Annotated in this window: 15 protein-coding genes and 1 tRNA gene; 13 read left to right on the forward strand and 3 right to left on the reverse strand. The window is 61.8% G+C overall.

Annotation, left to right across the window (positions count from 1 at the left end; genetic code table 11):
- The first annotated feature begins 637 nt into the window (after positions 1 to 637).
- The gene (locus AC6IZO_RS09995; protein ID WP_497804652.1) at positions 638 to 3,205 is read left to right on the forward strand and encodes a glycogen/starch/alpha-glucan phosphorylase; all 2,568 of its coding nucleotides are present in this window, start codon (positions 638 to 640) and stop codon (positions 3,203 to 3,205) included.
- A 92-nt stretch (positions 3,206 to 3,297) separates the two neighbouring features.
- Here AC6IZO_RS09995 and AC6IZO_RS10000 read toward each other — a convergent pair whose 3' ends face one another.
- Together AC6IZO_RS10000 and AC6IZO_RS10005 are read right to left on the reverse strand one after the other, a co-directional pair.
- A complete protein-coding gene (locus AC6IZO_RS10000) occupies positions 3,298 to 4,992 on the reverse strand; it encodes a glycosyltransferase family protein (protein WP_497804653.1) in 1,695 nt (564 codons plus the stop codon).
- A gap of 102 nt (positions 4,993 to 5,094) precedes the next feature.
- Positions 5,095 to 6,546: a M48 family metallopeptidase gene (locus AC6IZO_RS10005; RefSeq protein WP_497804654.1), complete on the reverse strand. Its 1,452-nt coding sequence runs from the start codon at positions 6,544 to 6,546 to the stop codon at positions 5,095 to 5,097.
- A 274-nt stretch (positions 6,547 to 6,820) separates the two neighbouring features.
- Between AC6IZO_RS10005 and AC6IZO_RS10010 the strand changes: the two genes are divergently transcribed.
- From AC6IZO_RS10010 to AC6IZO_RS10030, 5 genes are all read left to right on the forward strand, one after another.
- Positions 6,821 to 8,260 carry a putative glycoside hydrolase gene (locus AC6IZO_RS10010; protein WP_497804655.1) on the forward strand — a complete coding sequence of 480 codons (1,440 nt, stop codon included), beginning with the start codon at positions 6,821 to 6,823 and terminating at the stop codon, positions 8,258 to 8,260.
- A 173-nt stretch (positions 8,261 to 8,433) separates the two neighbouring features.
- Positions 8,434 to 9,381 (forward strand): branched-chain amino acid transaminase, encoded by a 948-nt coding sequence (locus AC6IZO_RS10015; protein ID WP_497804656.1) that lies wholly within the window; start codon positions 8,434 to 8,436, stop codon positions 9,379 to 9,381.
- A 173-nt stretch (positions 9,382 to 9,554) separates the two neighbouring features.
- The gene (locus AC6IZO_RS10020) at positions 9,555 to 10,670 is read left to right on the forward strand and encodes a type IV pilus twitching motility protein PilT (protein ID WP_497804657.1); all 1,116 of its coding nucleotides are present in this window, start codon (positions 9,555 to 9,557) and stop codon (positions 10,668 to 10,670) included.
- 57 nt (positions 10,671 to 10,727) lie between these two features.
- Positions 10,728 to 11,291 (forward strand): regulatory protein RecX, encoded by a 564-nt coding sequence (locus AC6IZO_RS10025; protein WP_497804658.1) that lies wholly within the window; start codon positions 10,728 to 10,730, stop codon positions 11,289 to 11,291.
- Between the two features lie 2 nt (positions 11,292 to 11,293).
- Positions 11,294 to 12,010, forward strand: a complete 717-nt coding sequence (locus tag AC6IZO_RS10030; RefSeq protein WP_497804659.1) for a DNA-3-methyladenine glycosylase family protein — start codon at positions 11,294 to 11,296, stop codon at positions 12,008 to 12,010.
- Between the two features lie 5 nt (positions 12,011 to 12,015).
- Here the strand turns inward: AC6IZO_RS10030 and AC6IZO_RS10035 are convergent, their stop codons facing one another.
- The gene (locus tag AC6IZO_RS10035) at positions 12,016 to 12,837 is read right to left on the reverse strand and encodes a PilZ domain-containing protein (protein ID WP_497804660.1); all 822 of its coding nucleotides are present in this window, start codon (positions 12,835 to 12,837) and stop codon (positions 12,016 to 12,018) included.
- A gap of 279 nt (positions 12,838 to 13,116) precedes the next feature.
- Here AC6IZO_RS10035 and alaS point away from each other — a divergent pair, with 279 nt between their 5' ends.
- The 7 genes from alaS (at position 13,117) to AC6IZO_RS10070 (ending at position 23,158) form a co-directional block, all read left to right on the forward strand.
- Positions 13,117 to 15,819 carry an alanine--tRNA ligase gene (alaS, locus tag AC6IZO_RS10040; protein ID WP_497804661.1) on the forward strand — a complete coding sequence of 901 codons (2,703 nt, stop codon included), beginning with the start codon at positions 13,117 to 13,119 and terminating at the stop codon, positions 15,817 to 15,819.
- A gap of 344 nt (positions 15,820 to 16,163) precedes the next feature.
- A complete protein-coding gene (locus AC6IZO_RS10045; RefSeq protein WP_497804662.1) occupies positions 16,164 to 17,078 on the forward strand; it encodes a lytic transglycosylase domain-containing protein in 915 nt (304 codons plus the stop codon).
- Between the two features lie 7 nt (positions 17,079 to 17,085).
- The gene (locus AC6IZO_RS10050) at positions 17,086 to 19,278 is read left to right on the forward strand and encodes an N-acetylmuramoyl-L-alanine amidase (protein WP_497804663.1); all 2,193 of its coding nucleotides are present in this window, start codon (positions 17,086 to 17,088) and stop codon (positions 19,276 to 19,278) included.
- An 85-nt stretch (positions 19,279 to 19,363) separates the two neighbouring features.
- Positions 19,364 to 20,446 carry a DUF6599 family protein gene (locus AC6IZO_RS10055; protein WP_497804664.1) on the forward strand — a complete coding sequence of 361 codons (1,083 nt, stop codon included), beginning with the start codon at positions 19,364 to 19,366 and terminating at the stop codon, positions 20,444 to 20,446.
- A 784-nt stretch (positions 20,447 to 21,230) separates the two neighbouring features.
- Positions 21,231 to 21,306: transfer RNA gene (locus AC6IZO_RS10060), tRNA-Thr, on the forward strand.
- Between the two features lie 216 nt (positions 21,307 to 21,522).
- Positions 21,523 to 21,948: a MamS/MamX family magnetosome protein gene (locus AC6IZO_RS10065; protein ID WP_497804665.1), complete on the forward strand. Its 426-nt coding sequence runs from the start codon at positions 21,523 to 21,525 to the stop codon at positions 21,946 to 21,948.
- Positions 21,949 to 22,288: 340 nt separating this feature from the next.
- Positions 22,289 to 23,158 carry a tetratricopeptide repeat protein gene (locus tag AC6IZO_RS10070; RefSeq protein WP_497804666.1) on the forward strand — a complete coding sequence of 290 codons (870 nt, stop codon included), beginning with the start codon at positions 22,289 to 22,291 and terminating at the stop codon, positions 23,156 to 23,158.
- Positions 23,159 to 23,302 lie beyond the last annotated feature (144 nt).

The raw sequence follows: 23,302 nt of genomic DNA on the forward strand, positions 1-23,302 counted from the left end.
TCGTTCCGGGTCCCTTTTCGGAACCTCTCGGGCTGCGGCTTCCCACGCTGAGGAACCACACTGCAAACACTCCGGACTTGATTCCGTCGAACGGTTCTCAGTCTGGCTCTGGGAAAACGGTAATCCTGAATACGGAGAGCACTCAGGCACACGTCGACCGGCATGTTCTTTGGGCCGATTGCGACACACTGATTGTGCCATGTACCTCCGGGTTTGGAGCCTTGAAAATTCGGTAAATCTACGCTTTCGTGCTCCTTTTTCTAGAGGGAACACCCCGTCATGCACAATTTGCGAGGCAGTCGGAATTTTGCCCAAGTTTTCCACAGGCAAAGCCATAAATCTTTCGCAGTGGCCCCTAGCTCCGGCTTCCTATAAGATTTTTGATGGTGGAGTGTAGAGGTATGGGCACTTCGCCAGAGCGGCTCGTGGCCTCGCGGCCAGAACGAACTTTTGAGCCGAGGTTCGAGGTGTGCGTTCGGGAAGTTCAGGGCAGCCATTCCCAGATGCATGTTCCGGAACCTTTTGAACTTGAAGCTGCTTCGATTGCAGGAGCAGATTGACTGAGCGGCTGCCGATAGTAGAAGTACGGGGCAGGCTCCGGTTTGCCCGGGCTAAGCAGTAGGTACCAATCGCCATTATGTCTGACATGAATTCAGCCCATCCGCCGATCAATCCCATCGACGTTCTCCGGGAGGATATTGCCCGGCACATTCGCTATACCCTGGTACGGCAGCAGGACAATCTGACGCCTGCCGAATTACTCGTGCCCGTTTCGCTGGCGGTCCGGGATCAACTGGTGGACCGCATGCTCCGCACCGAGGAGCGTTACCGGCAGAACGACGTCAAGCGGCTCTACTACCTCTCCATGGAATTTCTGATGGGCCGCGTGCTGGGCGATACGGTCGTTAACCTGCGCCTGACCGAACTGCTGCAGGAAGTGATGCGCGACTTCGGCGTGCCGCTGGACGACGTGCTGGAGGCTGAGACCGACGCCGGGTTGGGCAATGGCGGACTGGGACGGCTGGCTGCCTGCTTCCTTGAATCGCTCGCGACGCTGGGCATGCCCGGCTATGGCTACGGCATTGACTACGAGTACGGTCTCTTCCGGCAGGAGATACTGAACGGCTTCCAGCGCGAAAAACCAGACCGCTGGAAGGCCAACGGCACTCCATTCCAGATTCCACGCGCCGAAGAAGCCATCGTCATTCCGCTCTATGGACGCGTGGAAGGCCCCCGCGACGGCAACCTGAACGCCCGCCAGCACTGGAAGGACTTCCAGGTGGTTGTCGGCGTGCCGAATGACATGCCGGTTGTTGGCTACAACGGCGAGACCGTGAACTTTCTGCGCCTGTTCCAGGCGCGTTCGTCGGACGACTTCGACATTGAGATCTTCAACCGAGGCGACTACATCCGCGCCGTCGAGCAGAAGATCATCCACGAGAACATTTCGCGCGTGCTATACCCGTCCGATTCCGCAATGGCGGGCAAAGAGCTGCGGCTGGTGCAGGAGTACTTCCTCGTCTCCTGCGCGGTGCATGACATCGTGCGCCGCTACCTGGCCGACCACGAGAGCATCGAGCAGTTCGCGGAGAAGGTCGCCATCCAGATGAACGACACGCACCCCGCGCTGAGCGTGGCCGAGTTGATGCGCGTACTGATTGACGAGCGCGGCATGAAGTGGGAGGAGGCATGGGAGATTACGCAGAAGACCCTGGCCTACACCAACCACACGCTGCTGCCCGAGGCGCTGGAAAAGTGGGGCGTGCCGCTGATGGAGCGCGTGCTGCCGCGCCACATGCAGATCATCTACAACATCAATTTCCAGTTCTTGAAGGGCTTGCAGCAATACTCATGGGTGGACGGCGAGAAGGTTCGCCGCATGTCGATCATTGAGGAAGGGCACGAGAAGAACGTGCGCATGGCGCTGCTGGCCATTGTTGGCTCGCATGCGGTGAACGGCGTAAGCGCGCTGCACAGCAACCTGGTTCAGAGCACGCTGGTGCCGGAATTCGCCCGCCTGACACCGGAGAAGTTCAGCAACAAGACCAACGGCGTGGCTCCGCGGCGCTGGCTGCTGAAGGCCAACCCGCCGCTCTCGCGTCTGCTGAACTCCACCATCGGGACCGGCTGGATCACCGACCTGGAACAGCTCCGCAAGATTGAGCAGTTCGCCGGTGACGCCGCCTTCCAGGAGAAGTTCGCCGAGGTCAAGCACCAGAACAAGCTGAAGCTGGCACGCATCCTGCGCGACGACCTTGCGGTGCTCGCCGATCCGAAGTCGATGTTCGACGTGCAGATCAAGCGCATTCACGAATACAAGCGCCAGTTGCTGAACATCCTGCGCGTTATCCACGACTACCTGCGCGTGGTGGAGGACGGACAGACGCTGGAAGTGCCGCGCACCGTGATTTTCGCGGGCAAGGCCGCGCCCGGCTACTGGGCCGCCAAGCAGATCATCAAGCTGATCCACAACCTCGCCGACATTGTGAACCACGAGCCCAAGCTCGACGGCCAGTTGAAGATCGCCTTCCTGCCTGACTACCGCGTTTCGCTGGCCGAATCGATCATTCCGGCAGCCGATTTGAGCGAGCAGATTTCTACGGCCGGCATGGAAGCCAGCGGCACCGGCAACATGAAGCTGATGATGAACGGCGCCGTCACCATGGCCACCTACGACGGCGCGAACATCGAGATCTTTGAAGAAGTGGGCGAGGAGAACATCTACGTCTTTGGCCTGCGCACCGAGGAGATTGAGGAGATGAAGCGCGCCGGAGGCTACACGCCGCGCACCTACTATGATCGCGACCCGCGGGTGAAGCGCGTGCTTGACTGCTTCCTCAACGACCGCTTCTCACCGCACGAGCCGGGGCTGTTCCGCTGGATCTTCGACGAGCTGATCAACCGGGGCGACCGCTTCTTCCACGTGGCCGACCTGCCGCAGTACATCGACATTAACCAGCGCGTGGACCACGACTACCGCGACACAACGCAGTGGCGGAAGATGTCGATCCTGAACACGGCACGTTCGCCAAAGTTCTCCAGCGACCGCACCATCGAGGAGTACGGCAAGGAGATTTGGAACATTGCGCCGTGCCGGTCGGAGAAGGCTATGCATCCGCCCGAGCCGGTCGAAGGCCAGGAGCCGATCACAGTTGCCCGCATCTCCACCGACGGCACCGCCCAGGAAGAGCTTTCGGCGGACTAACCGCGCGGCTACATCAAAAGCTTCTGGAAAAGACAGGAAAGGGCGCGGAGAAATCCGTGCCCTTTTCGATTTTCAGGCGGAACACGGTTGCGCTACCTGCGTGTGGTAGTTGGGAACTCCACGCGAATCGCATCCGGGGGCACGTGCTTCACTGGTGGCATGAACACTTGCAGATCCTGGCGCCAGCCATACGCAAAGCGAACGGAATTCTGCAGGCCGACGGTAAAGCGGGGCACGCCGTTGCTGTCCACATAGGGAGCCCTCGTGACGATCAACGTAGCGCCCGTAGGAGGATTGGGACATTGGCGCGGAAGAGTTTCGACAAAGCTGCGCGTCTCGTCCGATGCGATCCTCCAAGACCGCAGGTTGGCATGCAGGCCGACGAATAGAACCACCACGACCACCAGCAGGCTCCCCGCCTTTTGCCAGCGGCTCCAGGGAACGCACTGAAACACGAGCGCGAGCAGAATTGCCAAACCGGGTGTGCCGAAAAAGACTGCGCGCGAAGACGTGAGAAGCGGATCGCCGCCGCTGACGTAGAAATGTGCCGGCATGGGTGCAATGCAGATCAGGAGCAGCAGGAGGCAGGCAGCGAAGGATTCACCCCGGCTGAAGCGCGCGAACACGGCTGCGGCCAGCACGAGTATCGCCAGCAGAATTGCCGCTGCCAGCTCGCGCGGACCGGCAATTGACCAGTTGAACCCGAACAGCATCTCCGCCGGAGCGTTCCAGAGCACACCCAGCAGGGTCTTCAGGTTGAAGTCCGTCACCTGGGACGCACCGGACTTGGCGTAGTAATAGCCGCCGAGTCCGCCCAGCACCAGCCAGCGGTGCACCACCAGCGCGCCCACCGTGGCGCCATAGGCAACCCAGCGCATGAACCGTGCTCGCCTGCCGTTTCCGGCAGGTTCTTCCGCGACAAAGAGCGGAAGGCACTCCACAGCGCCCCACAGCAGGACTACGACGTAGGCGACCTCCTTGGAGAAGACCGCCAGCACCAGCATGAGGCAGGCCAGCAACGCCGTGCGCAGTCTGCCGCTGCGGCGCGCACGGATGGCCGCGATCAGCGACAGCAATCCGAACAAGGATGCCCACAGATCAAAGCGGCAGGCGATCCAGACGACTGCCTGCGCGTTTACAGGCAGCAGCGCGTAGAGGAGCGCCGCCACCCCCGCGGTGTTCCGTGCGAGATGCAATTCACGCGCGAGCGCATACACGGCGGCCACGCAAAACAGGTACACAAGCAGGTTCGTGAGATGAAAGCCCGCCGCCCACTCATGCCAGAGCCGGTATTCAAGGAAGTAGTCGAGAAATGGAATGGGGCGATAGAAGATATGGCGCTGGCCGTCAAACTGCCCTGCGGTGAACTGCAGCCACGCGGACTGCGTGAAGGGTTGACGCGCGCCCCACAGATGATCAAAGTCATCCGCATTAAAGTAGAAGCGCAGCGCCGGAGCATAAGCCAGCAGTCCCGCCGCAAGCGCAGGCAACCACTGCCAGCGATGCGCGCCGGAAGACTCCGCCGATATGCGCTCTGTCGTCTGCCCAAGCGCCGCCATGTGCAGTACCACGAGGGCAAAGAACACGAGCGCGAACCGCTGAAAAATCTGCTGGCGGCTGAGCGGATCTGAATTCAGAAACCAGGGAGTCGCGTAGATGGCCAGCAGTCCCAGCAGCAATGCGGTCTGCGTACCGCGGCCACAGAGCACATTCAGCAAACGCCTCAGCAGGCCGTGGCTAACTTCACCCGGGGGTCTCCCCAGCCACTTCACGCGATCTGTGTCCAAGGCCCCTGTCTCCTGTGCCCGAGCGGCGGAGCACTCATCTTAGCGCGCGCAGCAGGCATGTGAAACAATCCACGCGCCACGGTCGCGCCCGCACCCGCAGCGCTACTGAATCCGCAGACTGCGCAGCATCTCACCGAAGCTCGGACGCAGGGATTTGAAGTCCTTGTCCGGCGAGATGAAGACCACGGTCACGGTGCCGCCCGCGCCGTCATCGACCGTCACTAGCCAGTCGTGCTCCACAAGCGCGTGGCCGCCGTCGTCTGCCAGCGGAGACTTCCCTACCAGTTCCACGGAACGCCCTTCGCGGCCGTTGACGCGAATACGCTGCGGCGAACCAAGCGCCTTCATCTGCGGGTTGTCATGCAGCAGGCCTTCGAGCGCCACACCGGTTCGCCGGGCCAGCGAGGCTCCGCTGCCATCACCTGCTGCGCGTTGCAGGCTTAGCCCGTAGGCGATGCCGTTGCCGACGATGCCGGCGCGCGGCGCAATCACGGCCTCGCCGTTCTTCTGCGCAAAGACCTGCCAGTTATCCGGGTAGAGCAGGCGCATGCCGCCGGAAGCGTACTCGCGCTGTGAGCGTGAGGGCTGCCACGACTGGCCGACGCTGGCGGCATTCACCTGTGTGGCGGCAATCTGGCCGGATTTCTGCATGCTTGCAATTTCCTGCGAAGTGTACGGCTTGATCCGCATGGCCTCGGCGTGCATGGCCACGAACTCTGGTGAATCCGAGCGCGGAAACTGCTTTTTCGGGAAGCGCGCGATGACGTGCTGCACGTTTTCGGCGCGATTGCCCGGGTCGGGGTGATCGCTCAGAAACTCCGGCACGCCCTGGCCGCCCTGCTGCTTCAGCTTGTCAAAGAATTCAACCAGCGAGGCGGGATTGTAGCCGGCGTCATACATCAACTGCGCGCCCATCAGGTCGGCCTCGGTCTCGGCCGTGCGCGAGTACTTCATGACGATGCCATTGGCGCCCATCATGATGCCCACCTGCGCCATGCGCGAGCCGAGCGTGTTGCCAAGAACGGCCCCGGCCAGCACCGCGCCGAGCGCGCCTACCAAACCCACGCGCTGCTGCTTGGCGGCTTCACGCGCAGAGTGTTGCAGCACAACGTGGCTGATCTCGTGGGCCATCACGCCGGCTAGTTCGCCTTCATCGGCATTCTGGATTGTGCCGAGGTTTACGAACAGCGGACCGCCCGGCACGGCAAAGGCGTTGATCTCCTTCTGATTGACCACGTGAAATTCCCAGGGCCACTTGTAGCCGGGAGCCTTGGCGGTAATGCGGCGGCCAACTTCGGCGACATAGCGCGTCATGGGCGAATCGTCCGGCAGCAGCGGCAATTGCTTGCGCGCTTCGGCGGCGGCCTCGCGGCCGATCTTGATCTGGTCCTCGGGGCTCATGCCCACGTTGAGGTCGGGCGTCAGACGTCCGTCAGCCCCCTGCTTGAGGTGCGCGGTCTGGGCCACGGCGGACGCGGGCATGAACGCGCCCGGAACGCACAACAAGAGCCACAGCGCCACCATTCGCGTGGCGCGCAAGGAAAGCAAATTCATCGTCGGCCTCCCACCGAAGAAGAATGCAACATAGCAGTCTATTCGATGCGGCAGAAGTGGACATGGTTGTCATGACTCAACGTGGACAATGGACAGCGACCAATGGCACACGGCAGCCAGCCGGGAGCGTGCTAGCATCAGGCCATTCGAGCCTCACGGGCCGGTCGTATCTATGTCGCAGAAATCGAGAAAGTCCTGGTGGTTGGGGGTTGCGTCGTTGTGCGCGGCGACGCTGGCGGGTGTGCTTTTCTTTCACAGCGGCGCTGCGCCAAGGTTGCCACTGCTGATCACCGGGCTGGGGCGTTCCGCCCCGGAGCAGCCAACGCAGACCACACCGGCGACGCTGCCCGCCAAGCCTACGGAACAGCAAACTCCCGCGACTTCCGCCACACAGCCGCCACAGCCAGCGAACCTCGTGTATACGGTCGCCAAAGGAGAATCGCTGCCAGCGATCCTGCGCCGCTACCTGCCGGAGACGACATACATGACGATGGCGGAGTTGGAGGCCGCCGTGCGCGAGGCCAATCCGCAGCTCGGCAAAGGACTGTATCCGAAGCCCGGCACGGAGATCACGATTCCGAATTACCTGAAGATGCCGTGGGTCGAGAAGCCCGTAGTGCTCGACAAGAGTTTTGAAGTCCGGGCGGTCTACCTGACGGGTACGATGGCTGGCAGCGTCAAGGGGCAGGAGATCATTCGCCAGTGGCGCGCCGCGGGCGGCAACGCCGTGGTCTTCGACCTGAAGGACAGCGACGGCATTCTGAACGTGCCCTTTGAGCACGAACTGGCGCCACGGCGCAACAACGTGCCGCTGCACAATCTGGCAAAGTTCACGCGCTTTCTGCACCGGCAGAACATGCGAGCCATCGCGCGCATTGCCATCTTCCGTGACGAGCAGATGGCGCGCAATCATCCGGAACTGGCCGTGATTTCGGCTCACACCGGCGAGCCTTGGAAAGAAAACGGCAAGCTGGTGTGGACCGACCCATCGCGCCATGAGGTTTGGGATTACAACATTGGCCTGGCGCGCTACGCGGCAGAAAACGGTGCCGATGAGGTGCAGTTCGATTACGTCCGCTTCCCTGCCGAGGGCGACCAGAAGGATGCGCACTTCGCATTCCAGGACGAGCACAAGGACTGGAAACGCGCCGACGTGATTTCTGCATTTCTGCAGAAGGCCCACGAGGCGCTGCAGAAAGAGGGCGTGCTGTTTTCACTCGACGTGTTTGGCGTGATGGCCTGGGAGCGGCCCGTCGATCTCTCGCACACCGGGCAGGACATTGCGCGCATGGCGCGCGAGTGTGATGTGCTCTCGCCGATGATCTACCCTTCGCACTTCTACGGCATGGACGGCTACGAACTGCCGGGCGACGCGCCCGAGCACTTCATCTCGCAATCGATGCTGCGCTTCCAGAAGACAACCGAGGGTAGCGGCGTGGTGCTGCGCCCGTGGCTGCAGGCGTTTGGCTGGCGCACAAAAACCTATTCGACCGATTACATTCGCACGCAGGTGGAAACGGCGAAGAAGGATGGCGGCGTGGGATTTCTCTTCTGGAATGCGCGCAACGATTACGACAAGCCGCTGGCCGCCATGCCGGAGATGAAGGCCGCCGGTGACCGCTACTTCCGCGGCGATGAAGTGGACGAGGCTCTGAAGAAGCAGAACGAACGCAACGCAGGCGCCGCGCCTGCCGACTCCAAACAGACGAAGTAAGCGGCGCAACATCCGGCATGCAAGTTCTCCAAGCGTTCACCTTGAAGCGCCACCGCTCGCGCAGCTCACCCTTGCGCCGATCTTCCGGTTCAGCACGGAACTTGCCAGCGGAGCTATAATCACTGTTCTTCCTTTAGGGGAACTCAGCACACATTTTTGTGAAGGAGCCAGTCATGGCGATCATCAAGACGGAGAACATTTGGCACAACGGGAAATTGATCCCCTGGGATGAGGCCACCCTGCACGTGATGGCGCACGTGGTCAACTATGGCAGCAACGTGTTCGAGGGCATTCGCGCTTACAGCCTGCCTTCGGGACCTGCCATTTTCCGCGCCAAGGAACACATGCAGCGGCTGATCGACTCGGCCAAAATCTACCGCATGGACAGCCCCTACACCTGCCAGCAGCTGGTGGATGGCATGGTGGAAATGGTGGCCGCCAACAAGGCGTGGCCCTGTTACATCCGCCCGCTTATCCTGCGCGGCTACGGTGAGTTTGGCGTGAATCCGCTGAACTGCCCCATCGAGGTCTACATCGCGAACTTCCCATGGGGCAAGTACCTGGCCGGCTCGATTGACGGCGAAGGCGCGGCGGTCTGCGTTTCGAGCTGGACCCGCCTTGCGCCAAACACACTGCCGGCGCTGGCCAAGGCGGGCGCCAACTACATGAACTCGCAGTTGATCAAGATGGAAGCGCTGGCCAACGGCTACGTGGAAGGTATTGCGCTGGACGCGAGCGGCCACGTCAGCGAAGGCTCGGGCGAAAACCTGTTCCTCGTGCGCGGCGGCAAGATCTTTACCGCGCCGCTCGGCAACTCGGTGCTTGGCGGCATCACGCGCGACACGGTCATCACGCTGGCGCGCGACCTCGGTTTCGAGGTCATCGAGCAGTCGATCCCGCGCGAAATGCTCTACATCTGCGACGAAATGTTCTTCACCGGCACGGCAGCTGAGATCACGCCCATCGGCTCGGTGGACAAGATCAAGGTCGGCAACGGCAAGGGCGGCCCCATCACCCGCGCGCTCTACGACGAGTTCTTCGGAATCCTCGAGGGCAAGAAGGCCGACCGCTACAACTGGCTCACGCCGGTTCCGGTCAAGCAGCCAGCCGCCACGCGGTAACCACGCAGTCTCTTTCGTACAGGCACCGCCGGAGAGATTCCGGCGGTGTTTGTCTTTTCGGCACTGATTCCGGTTACGAAAGGCTCGCGAGGCGTTACTCAACGGTGCCGGGTGCATTGCTCCTGCCGCCGGTTCGTGCTACTTTCGCGACAGCTTCTGGATGATCAAAACGTATGCTGATTGACGACCTGCTTCGACAAGCTCTCGACCGCAAGGCCAGCGACCTTCATCTGAAGGTCGGCAACTATCCGCACGTCCGCGTGGATGGTGAACTGGTGCCGCTCTCGGACCAGCCGCGCGTGACCGGCGAAGACATGCTGAGCATGGCGTTCAGCATGATGTCGAACCGGCAGAAGCAGAAGTTCAAGGAGAACGCCGAGCTCGATATGGCTTACGGCGTGGCAGGCCTCGGCCGCTTCCGCGTCAACGTCTTCCAGCAGCGCGGCAACGTCGGCATCGTGCTCCGCGTCATTCCCACCAAGATTCGCGCCCTCGAAGAGCTGCATCTGCCACCGGTGATTGAGCGTATTTGCGATGAAGCGCGTGGACTGGTGCTGGTCACCGGCGTCACCGGCTCCGGCAAGTCGACCACGCTTGCCGCCATGGTGGACCGCATCAACTCCACCCGGCCGGAACACATCATCACCATCGAAGACCCAATCGAATTTCTGCACCGCGACAAGAAGGGCTTCGTCAACCAGCGCGAAGTCGAGGTGGATACGCCGACCTTTGGAGCCGCGCTGCGAAGCTGCCTGCGCCAAGACCCGGACGTCATCATGGTCGGCGAAATGCGCGACCTGGAGACGATCTCCACCGCGCTGCACGCGGCTGAAACCGGCCACATGGTCTTCAGCACCCTGCACACGCTGGACGCCGTTGAGACCATCAACCGCATCATCGCCGTCTTCCCGCCGCCGGAACAGAAGCAGATTCGCCTGCAGTTGGCCGCCACGCTGCGCGCCGTCGTGAGCCAGCGCCTGGTGCGCCGCAGCGACGGACCGGGCCGCGTGCCCGCCGTTGAAGTGCTGATCTCGACCGCCTACATCCGCGAGTGCATCATTACGCCGGAAAAGATGCGCAACATCAAGGATGCACTGGCTCAGGGCCAGTCGCAGTATGGCATGCAGACCTTCGACCAGTCGCTCTACGACCTGCTGCAGCGCGGGCTGATCTCGTTTGAGACCGCACTGGAAAACGCCAGCAATCCGGACGACTTCAAGCTGCGCGTGCAGGGCATCAGCGGCACGGCCGAATCCACGCGCGACATGAGCAGCTTCACGCGCTTCTAGCCGGAAACTCCGTTCTACCGCTTTGCGCGCCGCCCCGGTCGTGGCACACTAGCCCGCATGGGGTTCCGCAAGAAAGAAAAACGCGACTACGACGAAGACGCGCTCTACGAGTACGCCGTTGGCGCCCTTGGCCGCCGCATGCGCACCGTGGCCGAGCTGAAGCGCCTGATGCGCACCCGCGCCGGTCACCAGCCCAACGCCGAGGCGCTGATGGACGCCGTGGTCGCCCGCCTGAAAGACCAGCGCTATTTGAATGACACGCAGTACGCCACGTACTACGCCGGCATGCGGCGCGACGGCGAGAAGTTCGGCGCCCTGCGCGTGGCGCACGACCTGCAGGCGCGCGGCGTGCACAAGGACATCATCAACCGCACCATCGCGCAGACCTATGACGGCGTCAACGAGGTGGAGCAGGCTAGGGCGTTCCTCGAACGCAAGCGGGTAAAGCCTCCGAAGAACGACAAGGAGGCCGCCCGCATCTTCCGCATGCTGGCCCGCGCGGGCTTTTCCACGCGCGCGGCGGTAAGCGTGCTGCGGCAGTGGCGCATTGAGGAAGAGACCTTGACGGCGCTTGAACAGGAGCGGCTGGAAGCCGAAGAAGCCGCGGAGGGCGAAGAGTGAGCATGGACTGGGTTGAGGCGGAACGTCACCTGGCGGGCGTCGATCGAAAACTGGCGGCACTGATAAAGAAGGCTGGACCGTGCACGATTGCTCCGGCACGCGAATCCATCTTCTATTCCCTGGCCAGCAGCATTGTTTATCAGCAACTGGCGGGCAGCGCGGCGGCCAGCATCCTGGCGCGCGTGGATGCGCTGTTTGACGGTGGACAATGCGAACCTCGTCAACTGCTTACGCTCGAAGAAGCAAGCCTGCGCGGAGCCGGACTTTCACAGGCCAAGATGCTCGCGCTCAAAGACCTCGCGGCCAAAACTCTCGACGGCACCGTGCCCGACGGCCGCCGCATGCGCGCCATGAGCGACGAAGAGATCATTGAGCACGCCACGCGCGTGCGCGGCATCGGCCGCTGGACAGTCGAGATGTTGCTGCTCTTCCGCCTGCGCCGCCCCAACGTGCTGCCGGTGGACGATTACGGCGTGCGCAAAGGGATGCAACTGCTCTACGGCATGCGCGAGCTGCCAACAAAACAGCAGATGCTCCGGCGGGGCAAGAAGTGGGCGCCGTGGTGCAGCGTAGCAAGCTGGTACATGTGGCGCGTGCTGGAACAGCCGGAGTTCCAGCGCAAACGGAAGACGGCGAACACTGCCTCCAAGAAGACCCCGAAGAAGGCAGCGTCAAAAACGAACGGCCGGCGAGCGGCCGGCCGAAAGAAGACACGTTAGCGCGTTCACTCTTCCTTGGTGTTGCCAAAGGCCTCGCGCTGCTGCTGGAGCATGTCAACCACCTGGCTGTAGACGCGCTGCACGGATTCCGGCAGCGTGGCAGACATGCGGTTCGGATCGTGGCGAACCATCTCCTCCAGTTGCAGCAGGCTCTCCCGGATGCGCTCCACCTGCGCCATCAGGCGGATGTGCGGCGGCAGCTTATCTCCCAGCGACAGCTCGAGCTTCTGGAGAATAGCTTGCAGCTTCTGCTGTTCGGCTGGCTCAATCTGCTCGAACTCAAGCCCCATGCCAATGGACGGGTGAGAGGCACAGACGCGTGCCGTGCACCGCAGGTCCTGGCTTCCCAGCGTCATCGCCAGCTCCAGTACCGATTCCGGCGGCACGGTGCTGACCGTCTGGACGTAACAGCCGCCCGCGCTGATATCGGTGACCGTGCCCCACATCTTGTAGTTCTTGCCGGGGTGGCCGATTTCGACGGAGCCACTACAGGGGAAGCGCACGCTGCGGCGACGGTCGGAGGCGCTGACCTCGGCGAGGGACTCGACCGGAGCGGCCAATTGCGCCGGCCACAGACACTTGCCGATATCGATGCAACTGAGGCCGACCGAGTAGCTCACGCGATCGCTTGACGCCGTCCAGATGACACGGAAGCGCGCCTTCTCCGGTCCATACTGCAGACCGATGATTTCGCCCATGCCGACGCGAACAGTCACGCCGGTGATGGCCGCGCCGGAGGCGCTGATGTTGAGGGTGGCGACGGTCTGCACGAACGGATTGCCGGAGGCATCCATTCCCCAGACACGCACGGGCAGAGCGGCTTTCACGCGAGGCTCACGACGACGAGGACCGGATTGATTCCAAGTAGGTTCGGGGGACATAGCTATTAACCTTCGCCCGATTATCCTACGCTTCACCTTCCACGTCCTGTATCCGAAGTATCAGTAATCAAACCAGTCAGCAAAGTTTGGAACAGTGTCCTCCCGAAACGGCATTCGGGAACGGATTCGGGCGGATGGTAAAATCGTAAGTTCGGTCCCCCTTTCAGGCACGCAATCCGCGGGGACTCCACAACCCTTATGCTCACAGGAAATCAAGTACGACGCATGTTCCTGGACTTCTTTGTCCAGAAGGGGCACCGCGAGGTGCACTCCAGTCCCCTCGTTCCGCAGAATGACCCGACGCTGCTGTTCACCAACGCGGGCATGAACCAGTTCAAGGACGTCTTCCTTGGCGCGGAGAAGCGCGATTACACGCGCGCCACCACCAGCCAGAAGTGCGTCCGCGCCGGCGGCAAGCACAACGACCTCGAAAACGTGGGCTTTACCAACCGCCACCACACGTTCTTCGAGATGCTTGGCAACTTCAGCTTCGGCGACTACTTCAAGGAAAACGCCATTGCCTACGCCTGGGAGCTGATCACTTCGCCCCAGTGGTTCGGCATCGCGAAGGACAAGCTCTACGTCACCATCTTCAAGGGTGAAAACGGAGTGCCGCGCGACGAAGACGCCTACAACTACTGGCGCGCGCAGGGCGTTGCGGCCGAGCGCATCTTCGAGCTTGGCGCCAAGGAAAACTTCTGGCAGATGGGCGATACCGGCCCCTGCGGCCCCTGCTCGGAGATCCACTACGACATGGGCGTGGCCAGCAGCGATAAGAAAGACCCGAAGTGCGCCGCCGGTGAGTGCCAGTTCCCCTGCGAGTGCGGGCGCTACGTCGAGATCTGGAACCTGGTCTTCATGCAGTTCGACCGCTCCGCCGACGGCACATTGACGCCGCTGCCCAAGCCCTCCATTGACACCGGCGCGGGCCTGGAGCGCGTGGCGGCCGTAATGCAGGGCGTGGTCAGCAACTATGACACCGACCTGTTTGTGCCGCTGATTGAACGCGCCGCCGAGTTGACCGGCGCAAAGAACGGCAAGTCCGCCGGAGCGCACAACAGCGCCGCCAGCCTGCGCGTCATCGCCGACCACTCGCGCGCGGCCACCTTCCTCATCGGCGACGGCGTGCTGCCCTCCAACGAGGGCCGCGGCTACGTGCTGCGCAAGATCATTCGCCGCGCCATACGCCACGCCCGCCTGCTGGGGCAGAACCGCCCCTTCCTCGGCGAGATGGTGAAGTCCGTGGTGAAGGAGATGAAGGGCGCTTACCCCGAGCTGGTCGAGTCGCAGGAGCGCATCATCAAGGTGCTGGAGCGCGAGGAAACGCAGTTCGCGCACACGCTCGATATCGGCCTGAAGCGGTTGGAGGACGACTTGGCGCCTCTGGTGGCAGCCAAGCAGGAAAACCCTGCCTCGCGCGCAATGTACTCCGGCGAGAAGGCGTTCAAGCTCTATGACACCTTTGGCCTGCCGCTCGACTTCATCGCCGACGCGGCCCGCGATCAGGGCATCAGCTTTGACCAGGCGGGCTTTGAGCACGCCATGGAAGAGCAGCGCGCCACGGCCCGCGCCTCGTGGAAGGGCGGGCATCAAACCACCATTGACAAGGAGATTCAGAAACTAAGAGACAAGGCTTTGATTTTCGAGGGATACCGTACGACGCGATCGAACGGTTGCGAGATTATTGGATTCGAAGCCAGTGAGAGCAAGGGGATCATTGAACCGGGCAAGATTGTCTCCTTTATGCTCAATAAAACCCCCTTTTATGCCGAGTCCGGTGGACAAGTTGGTGATGTCGGTTACTTTTACGAACCGGGAACCACAAACGTTGTTGGGGAAGTACTGGGATGTCGGTTTGCCGCTGCCGGTGTTCGTGCGCATCGCGTTCGACTCGTTAGGCCACTCAAAATACATGATTTTGTGGACGCAGTCGTTAACGAAGAAGCTCGCCGTGCCACCATGCGCCACCACACCGCCACACACCTGCTGCACGCCGCGCTGCGCAGCGTGCTGGGCACGCATGTGAAACAGGCAGGCTCGCTGGTGGCACCCACGCACCTGCGCTTTGACTTTACGCACTTTGCGGGCGTGGAGGAGAGCGAGCTGCAGGACATTGAAGACATGGTGAACCGCGAGGTGCTGGCCAACCGCAAGGTCGACATCATCGAGGACGTGCCGATTGACGAGGCTGTGAGCGAATACCACGCCATGGCGCTGTTCGGCGAAAAGTACGGCGACCGCGTGCGCGTCATTCGCGCCGGAGAGTTCTCCACCGAACTCTGCGGCGGCACGCACGTCTCCGCCACCGGCGAGATCGGCCTGGTGAAGATCCTCAAGGAAGGCTCGGTTTCGAGCGGCGTGCGCCGCCTTGAGGCCGTTGCCGGCGAGGCTTCGCTGGCGCACTTCCGCCAGGACCACGAGCTGGAGAACATGGTTTCCACGCTGGTGGGCCGCACCGAAACCAGCCCGGCCGATGCGTTGCGCGCCGAGATTGAGCGTCGCGACGAGGAGCTGAAGAAGCTGCGCAAGGAGCTTGAGCAGGTCCGCATGAAATCGGCGGCTTCCGCCGTGGCCGGGGCCGGTGAACAGGCTCGCGAGGTGAAGGGCGTAAAGGTGCTGGCGCATCGCGCCGACAACCTGGAGCGTCCGCAACTACGCACGCTGATGGACAACCTGAAAAACAAGCTCGGCTCGGGCGTGGTTGTGCTCGGTTCGGTCACCGAAGGTAAGGTCGCCATCATCGTCGGCGTCACCAAGGACCTGACGGGCCGCGTGCAGGCGGGCAAGATTGTCGGCCAGGTGGCCAAGCTGGTTGGCGGCAGCGGCGGCGGACGCCCCGACATGGCCGAAGCCGGCGGCAAGGACCCCGAGGCGCTGGGCGTGGCGCTGGATGCTGCTTACGGCATCGTGGAGTCCCTGCTCGCGTAACGGGCATTCCCATTTTCACTAGAAGGGCCGGAACACTTCCGGCCCTTTTCCTTTGCGGCACGGTACACACACCAACGGCATATCGCCCGTGGATTCCGGCGGATTTAAGCTGGTTGCGGGCGGCGATGTGCGCGGCAAAAGCCAAGCGCGGAACCGTTGCGGGAAACTCCGGGTTTTGGCGGGTTTTGTGCCCTTCACTCCTGTGGTTCCCCATGCGTTCGCCTTTGCTCAGCTGTTGCCGCACCGCTTATAATCCAATCACTCTGGACGAGGTCTCCTCGGGGAGTGGATGGTGTCCAACTCCTTGATTTGCAGCCGGAAATTGCGGCTGCCACGAGTTGTGTATGGGTTTGCGATTGGTCCTTCATCAGTCCGCCAATGAGACCTTGCTGCGTGTGTCGCGCCTGGCGACCGCGTCAGCATTGCTGGCATTCGTCGCCCTGAGTCCGGCGGCAAGCCACGCGCAGGGCATCCAAGTGGTGAACGAAGGCGGACGCCGCATCTTCCGCAATGACGAGTCCTCTGCCAGCGAGCGAAGCGCCGAACGAACCACCGAAAGCCGCGGCTCCGAGCATGTGGCGCAGGGCGCTACCCACTATTTCTACTGGAGTTCGAGCGCGCATCGCTGGAAGGAAGTGTTTCCGCGCTCGCGCCGGGCGGTAACCGCCGCGCAGACAGCGGCCGCCGAGGTCACCAACCGCGTGGAGTCGCGACCCTCCTCCGCCGCCAGCGAGGTTCATAACCCAAATTACCGCCAGCTTGCCCGCGGACGCCAGGTGAGCAACACCGAACTGGACCGCATGATTGATGAAGCCGCCCGCCGCCACAACGTGGATCCGAACCTGGTGCGCGCGGTCATCAAGGTGGAATCGAACTTCAACCCCGGGGCCGTTTCCAGCAAGGGCGCCATGGGGCTTATGCAGCTGATGCCGCAGACGGCGCGCGATTTGAACGTGCGCAACGCGCTTGACCCGGCGCAGAACGTGGACGGCGGCGTGCGCCACCTCAAGTCGCTGCTGCAGAATTTCAACGGCAACATTCCGCTGACGCTGGCGGCCTACAACGCCGGAGCCGGTGCCGTGGCGCGCAACAACGGCATTCCGCCTTACGCGGAAACACGCGCTTACGTACGCAAGATCACGGGACTTTACCAGGGTGGAGACATTGCCAGCGGCTTTCTCCGCACCACTCACCTTTCAGCACCCATCCACGTCTCACGCGATGAGCGTGGTGTGCTGAGGTTTACGAATACGGATTAAGGAAGACATGGGATACGGGCGCAGCTTCGGTTACATGGTGCGCGCATGCAAGGGTGCATGTGTGCTCGCGCTTATCTGCGCAATGGTAATTCCCTCGCTGGCGGCACAGCGCAGCCTCACGCGCGGCAAGCAGGAGGCTCGCACGCAGTTTGAGACTGCCGAGCGCATGCGCGAGGAGCTGAACGGACTACCCAAGACCGAGCGCACGCGCCGCGAATACCAGCGCGTGATGGACGCCTACCGCCGTGTCTATTACCTCTCGCCGGGCAGCAGCAAGGCCGACCAGAGCATCGTGGCCGTGGCCGAGCTGATGGCGGAATCGGGCCGCGCCTTCAATGACGACAAGGCCCTGCGCGCCGCCATCGGTCAGTACGAATTCCTGCGCCGCGAATACCCCGGCAGCAAGTACCGCTTTGACGCGCTGTTCACCATTGGCCAGATCTACAAGCAGGACCTGCAGGAGCCGGACAAGGCGCGCGAGACCTTCCAGGAGGTCATCCACCGCTACCCGCACATGCCCCAGGCCGCCGAGGCGCGCGAGGCGCTGAAGGAGATGGACGAGCCTGCGCGCAAGCCGCGCGAGGTCAAAACCGTCACCAAGCCCGCGCCAGAGCCAAAACCTGCCATCGAGACCAAGCAGCCTGCGGTCGAAGCCAAGCAGGAAGAGCGCGCACCTGCCCTGAGTGTGCAGGATGAGAAGCGCTCGCCATTCCCGCTCGTCACCGGCATTCGCCACTGGTCCACGCCAGACTACACGCGCGTTGCCATCGACCTGGAGTCGGAAGTCCGCTACGAAGCCGGACGCGTACCCAACCCGGATCGCATCTTCTTCGACCTGCATGACACCAAGCTGGCCTCCACGCTGGTGGGCAAGAGTTTTGAAGTGGCCGACGGCTTCCTGCGGCGCATCCGCGTGGCCCAGTTCCAGCGCGGCATGGTGCGCGTGGTGCTTGAAGTCGACGACGTCAGCGAGTACTCGGCGTTTCTGCTGCCGAACCCTTACCGTCTGATTATCGACATTCACGGACGCCAGCCGAAGTCTCAGATTGAAGTGGCCAAGGCCGAAAAGCTCGCCGAGAAACCGGCGGAGAAGCCAGCCGCGACCGAGCCTCGCGCAACCAAGCCTGAAAGCTCGCAGCCAGTAGCTTCCACTGCGACCGCGCCGGGCAAGACTGAGGCAGCCACCAAGAAGGAGATGCCGAAGACCACGGCGCGCAACACGCACGCCGCCAAGCCCACGATAGAGCCTGCGTCGGGCGGCAGCCTGACCGAAGACAGTGGCGCGCACCCGACTGGTTCACAGGAATCCGCACGCACGGAAGTAGCCAAGATCAACGGCTCCGAGCGCGCGACGAAGGAGCCAACCAGCGAGCCCACGGTGAAAGTGGTGGCTCCGCGTGAGCGAGAGAAGTCCTCCACGCAGTCGGCCCATGTCGCGCGGCCCACTTCCGACGGCAAACAGTCGTTGACGCGCGCACTCGGCCTCAAGATCGGCCGCATCGTGGTCGACGCCGGACACGGCGGACACGATACCGGCACCATCGGCCCGAACGGCCTGCTGGAAAAAGACCTGGTGCTGGACGTGGCACTGCGCCTTGGCCGCTTGCTGCAGAGCAAGATGAACGCCGAGGTCACCTACACGCGCGATGACGACACGTTCATCCCGCTGGAAACGCGCACGGCCATTGCCAACCAGGCTCGCGCCGACCTGTTCATCTCCATCCACGCCAACAGCAGCACGGATCCTTCCGCGCGCGGCGTTGAGACCTATTACTTGCGCTTCACGCAGGCCAAGGACGCCCTCGAGGTTGCGGCCCGTGAAAACGCGGTCTCCGAGAAATCGATCCACGAGCTGCAGGATTTGGTGAAGAAGATTGCGCTTGGCGAGAAGCTGGAAGAGTCGCGCGAGTTCGCCACCGATGTGCAGAAGTCACTCTACTCGGGACTCTCGGTGAAGGATAAGAACCTGCCCGACCGCGGCGTGAAGAAAGCGCCGTTCGTGGTGCTTATCGGCGCTAACATGCCTAGCATCCTTGCGGAAATCTCGTTCGTCTCCAACCCCGGCGACGAGCGCAAGCTGGAAACGCCCGAATACCGGCAGAAGATTGCCGAAGCGCTCTATAAGGGCGTGGCGCGCTACACCTCCGGCCTGAGCGGCGTGAAGGTGGCCAACAAATCCGCCAGCAATCAGGGGCAATAGCTCCAACAACCTCTCTTCCGCAGCCGTTGGAATCCATTTTCGCGGCTGCGGTGTCTAAAATAGAGAGGTGAGTGCAAAAGCCCGTATGAGAGTTTTTCGACAGCTCGGCCGCATGGCGGCCTCTGCCCTTCTGTTTGTCCTTGGCTGCTGCGTAGCGCACGCGCAGGCACCCGCCCCTGTGGCTTCTCCGCTGCTGCCGCAAAGCTTTGCCGGGTGGACGCTGAGTGGCACGCCGCAGACTGGCACCAGCCCCGTGCAGGCGGACGCCGCGCACCCCACGGTGCTCAAGGAAGACGGCCTGCACGACTTTGCCACCGCCACCTACACGCGTGAGGACCGCAAGCTGACGGTGAAGGCAGCACGCTTCAACGACGCCAGTGGAGCCTTTTCCGCTTTCACCTTCTACCGTGCGGCCAACATGAACCCTGAGGACATTGGGCGCGCCGCCGCCTCCGCCAACGAACGGGTTCTGTTCTTCAAGGACAACATTCTGGTAGACGCGCAGTTTGACCGCGTAACGGCGATGTCCGCCGGAGAGCTGCGCGAACTGGCCGGAGCACTGCCCGCATTGCAGGGACCGGACGCGAAGCTGCCCACGCTGGTGGATTACCTGCCGCGCGAAGGCACCGTGCGCTACTCGGCGCACTACGTCCTCGGACCGGAAGGCTACAACGCACTGTCACTGCCGGTCTCCGCGCAGTCGCTCGACTTCTCAAAGCAGCCGGAGATCCTGACCAGCACGGTGCAGGGCGGCGGCACGCTGATGCTTGTCTCGTATCCGACACCACAGATCGCCATTGCGCAGTTGAAGACCCTGCAAGGCGCGAATCCCATGCCTGGCTCCACCTGGGTGGCGCGCCGCACCGGCCCGATTGTTGTCCTCCTGTGGGGCAGCATCAGCCAGTCGGAGGGAGAACGCGTGGCGGGCCGCGTGAACTACGAAGCCGACGTGACGTGGAACGAATACACGGGACTGGGCAAGCGCGACAACATCGGACGCATCGTCGTCGAAGCCGTGACGCTGGCTGGTGTGCTCTTCCTCATCTCGCTCGGACTCGGCACCGCATTCGGCTTCACGCGTCCCGTGCTCTCGAAGCTGTTTCCGAAATACTTCCGTCCGCGCTCGGAAGTCGATGAGGTCATTTCTCTGCACCTCAAGGACAAGTAGCACACACGAATTTCCGCTTTTTGGCCCCTCGGCGGTTCCGCCCCGAGGGGCCCGGTTTTCATGAGCCGTTCATCCGGGTCCGAGGGGCTTCCACAGGGCCTAAAGTGTCCCTTTCCAGCGGGTTAGGCCCGGAAATCCGCAGTTTTGACACTTTTTGTCACTTGTAGCGTCAGGGGTGACAATTTTGTAATTTATTGAAAACAAAGAGATTTAAGTCGGAGAAATTCCTTGACTCGCGGTTTTAAAGGCTCATAGTATTTTTTCAGAAAGTTTTGACGGTCTAGCCTCCGTTGGAACTATTCTCCCTTGAAGGAAGGTCGCCCAGTTGCCGGGCGGCCTTTCTGTTTGTGCGCGAGTTCTTCGCGCGCTGCTCTCTGCTCCACTGCACAACGAACACACAACGTAGCACTACGTCGTGTGTCGACACATGAGGTGGTCGGGATCGGCTCATCACAGCGCGACCGTGCGAGTGCATGCAACATGCGTCGCCGGCAGTGCGGCGACGTGAGCGATCACACAGAACAGAACGAGTGTGCACGAGCACGCGCAACCTCCACCAAGTGCTTGAGTGCGCCTCTACGCAGCAGAGGCGCGCATGCAGAGCAGGCGGTGGACTTCGGTGAGGATGTGAGCAGGTTCACTGCCGCGGCAAAAATGGAAACTTCCGGCACTCACATCTGGAGCTTTCGCATCAAGCCTCGAAGATTCGTTTACGCCATCGCGTGAACAAGACGTTGGGGCCTTGCCATCCACAAGCGCTCCCCGTTACAATCTTCTTCGGTAGGCCGACGTAGCTCAGTTGGTAGAGCAGTCGATTCGTAATCGACAGGTCATCGGTTCAAGTCCGATCGTCGGCTCCATTTCTACTCAATCAAGTTCTGAAAGCCACGGCATCCGTCCGTGGCTTTTCTATTTTCCGTTTTCACTCCGCAGTCAGACGCACCTTGCCATCTCCAATCTGAGCCCATCCCCGGCCTGTCACAGATCCGTGTGACAAGGCACGATTGGCCGCGACATGACTGCACCGCAGGGGTTTGTTGCGAATGGCACCAAAGTGCCACAAGAAAGGCACCACCATGAAACGAACGATTCTGGCAGTTCTCGCACTTACCACCCTGCTGGCAGTTCCGATGGTGTTCGCACAGGCGAACTCAGGCGCAAGACCCCGAGGGGCGCGCTTCTACAACACCTCTGCGGAAACGACCGTACAAGGCACGGTGGACAGCGTTCTGAGCACCACAGGACGTCGGGGCTTCAACGGGACACACCTGATGCTCACCGCGCAGGGAGGCCCGCTGGAGGTCCATGTAGGCCCGCAGGCTTACATCTCCGGCAAGAACTTCACCTTCGCCAAGGGCGACACGGTGGAAGTCACCGGTTGCAAGACCACGATCAACGGGAAGGAGGTTGTTCTTGCCCGCGAGATCAAGAAGGGAGGAGCGGTGCTCACGCTGCGTGACGCACAGGGCTTCCCACTCTGGTCGCGCGCGGCAAATCGCTGAACTGCGAGAAATAGCGCGGTATCCGCATGCGGATACCGCCGGGCTTGCACGTGCACTGCAAGACGGCGGCGTATCCCGCGCAAAGTCGATGGAACCTCCCACTCAGGGCAGGCGAAACACCCGGATCGTCTGCCCATCACTCCACAAGAAGCCTTCGAGTTCGAACGGGGGAATCCCTTCCAGGTCGTACAATTCGAGTACGTTGCCCAAGGAGCGGTGCATCTCCTTCTGTTTCTTAGTGGTTCCAATCCTTTACACTTGCAGGCTGTGGCAAATGGGTCGCATAATCGGTTTATTCCGGTACTAGCCCGTGAATGAGAGTAGCTTTCATCGGAATGACGTGTTGAGAATCCTGCGCATCACGCCGCGACAACTATGCGGCTGGCAGCGGGCAGGACTCATTGCCGTCGGCGAATCCTTTTCCTTCTTCGATCTCCTCCAAGTCAAAAAAGTTCGTGACCTGCGCGCCCGTCGCGTGAAGCCCTCGATCATCCGCGCTTCGCTCGAAGCGATGCAGCGGCAGGTGGAAGGCATGCAGAATCCCCTGCTTGAAGCTGGATCGTTCCCTGTCGGCTCGCGTGTGGCCTTCCGTACCGAAGGGCATGCCATTGATCCTTTGAACGGACAGTTTGTGATGGAGTTCGAGGACGGCGACCGCGTGGTGGAAACCAAGCGGGCACCACGCAGCATCACACTCTCCGACTCAGCCGCAGACTTTTTCGCGCGGGGCGTGGCTCTGGAGGAAGACCCGGAAACGCGCAACGAAGCGATTGAGAACTACAGGAAGGTGCTCGAACTCGATCCGGAGTACGCACCCGCCCATATCAACCTGGGCACGCTCTATTACAACCGTGGCGACTACCGCAAGGCGGAGCAGAGCTATCGCCGCGCCATTGAGATCGACTCGCGTTACGCGCTGGCCTACTTCGATCTCGGAAACGTTCTGGATGAAACGGGCCGTGTGCCGGAGGCAATCCGCGCCTACTCCACAGCGGTGCAGATTGCGCCCACCTATGCCGACGCTCACTACAACCTGGCGCTGGCCTACGAGAAGAACCGCCAGTCGCGCAAGGCTGTGCAGCACTGGCGCGCTTATTTGAAGCTGGACGGCAGCGGCCCCTGGGCCGTGCATGCCCGCAATCAGCTCCGCCGCCTGGTGGAGAATGAGAAATTGAAGGTTGTTTTCCGCCGCGCCGCTTCTTCCGTGTAACAAAAACCACTCGTACATGGCCCACGGTGCAAGGGATGGGGCGTTTTTTCGTTGCTCCAGATTCTCCAGAAAATCTAGATTGTTTGCCGTATAGAAACTGCACACAGGGTGGGGCGTGCGGAAATCGCAGACAAGAAGGTTACG

The sequence above is a fragment of the Oryzophilus luti genome (genome assembly GCF_059726245.1).

Coding starts and splice junctions, on each gene's coding strand:
- alaS (WP_497804661.1), top strand. CDS start 13,117: ATGTTCCTGGACTTCTTTGTCCAGAAGGGGCACCGCGAGGTGCACTCC.
- AC6IZO_RS10015 (WP_497804656.1), top strand. CDS start 8,434: ATGGCGATCATCAAGACGGAGAACATTTGGCACAACGGGAAATTGATC.
- AC6IZO_RS10050 (WP_497804663.1), top strand. CDS start 17,086: ATGGGATACGGGCGCAGCTTCGGTTACATGGTGCGCGCATGCAAGGGT.
- AC6IZO_RS10020 (WP_497804657.1), top strand. CDS start 9,555: ATGCTGATTGACGACCTGCTTCGACAAGCTCTCGACCGCAAGGCCAGC.
- AC6IZO_RS10045 (WP_497804662.1), top strand. CDS start 16,164: ATGGGTTTGCGATTGGTCCTTCATCAGTCCGCCAATGAGACCTTGCTG.
- AC6IZO_RS10065 (WP_497804665.1), top strand. CDS start 21,523: ATGAAACGAACGATTCTGGCAGTTCTCGCACTTACCACCCTGCTGGCA.
- AC6IZO_RS10005 (WP_497804654.1), bottom strand. CDS start 6,546: ATGAATTTGCTTTCCTTGCGCGCCACGCGAATGGTGGCGCTGTGGCTC.
- AC6IZO_RS10030 (WP_497804659.1), top strand. CDS start 11,294: ATGGACTGGGTTGAGGCGGAACGTCACCTGGCGGGCGTCGATCGAAAA.
- AC6IZO_RS10055 (WP_497804664.1), top strand. CDS start 19,364: ATGAGAGTTTTTCGACAGCTCGGCCGCATGGCGGCCTCTGCCCTTCTG.
- AC6IZO_RS09995 (WP_497804652.1), top strand. CDS start 638: ATGTCTGACATGAATTCAGCCCATCCGCCGATCAATCCCATCGACGTT.
- AC6IZO_RS10025 (WP_497804658.1), top strand. CDS start 10,728: ATGGGGTTCCGCAAGAAAGAAAAACGCGACTACGACGAAGACGCGCTC.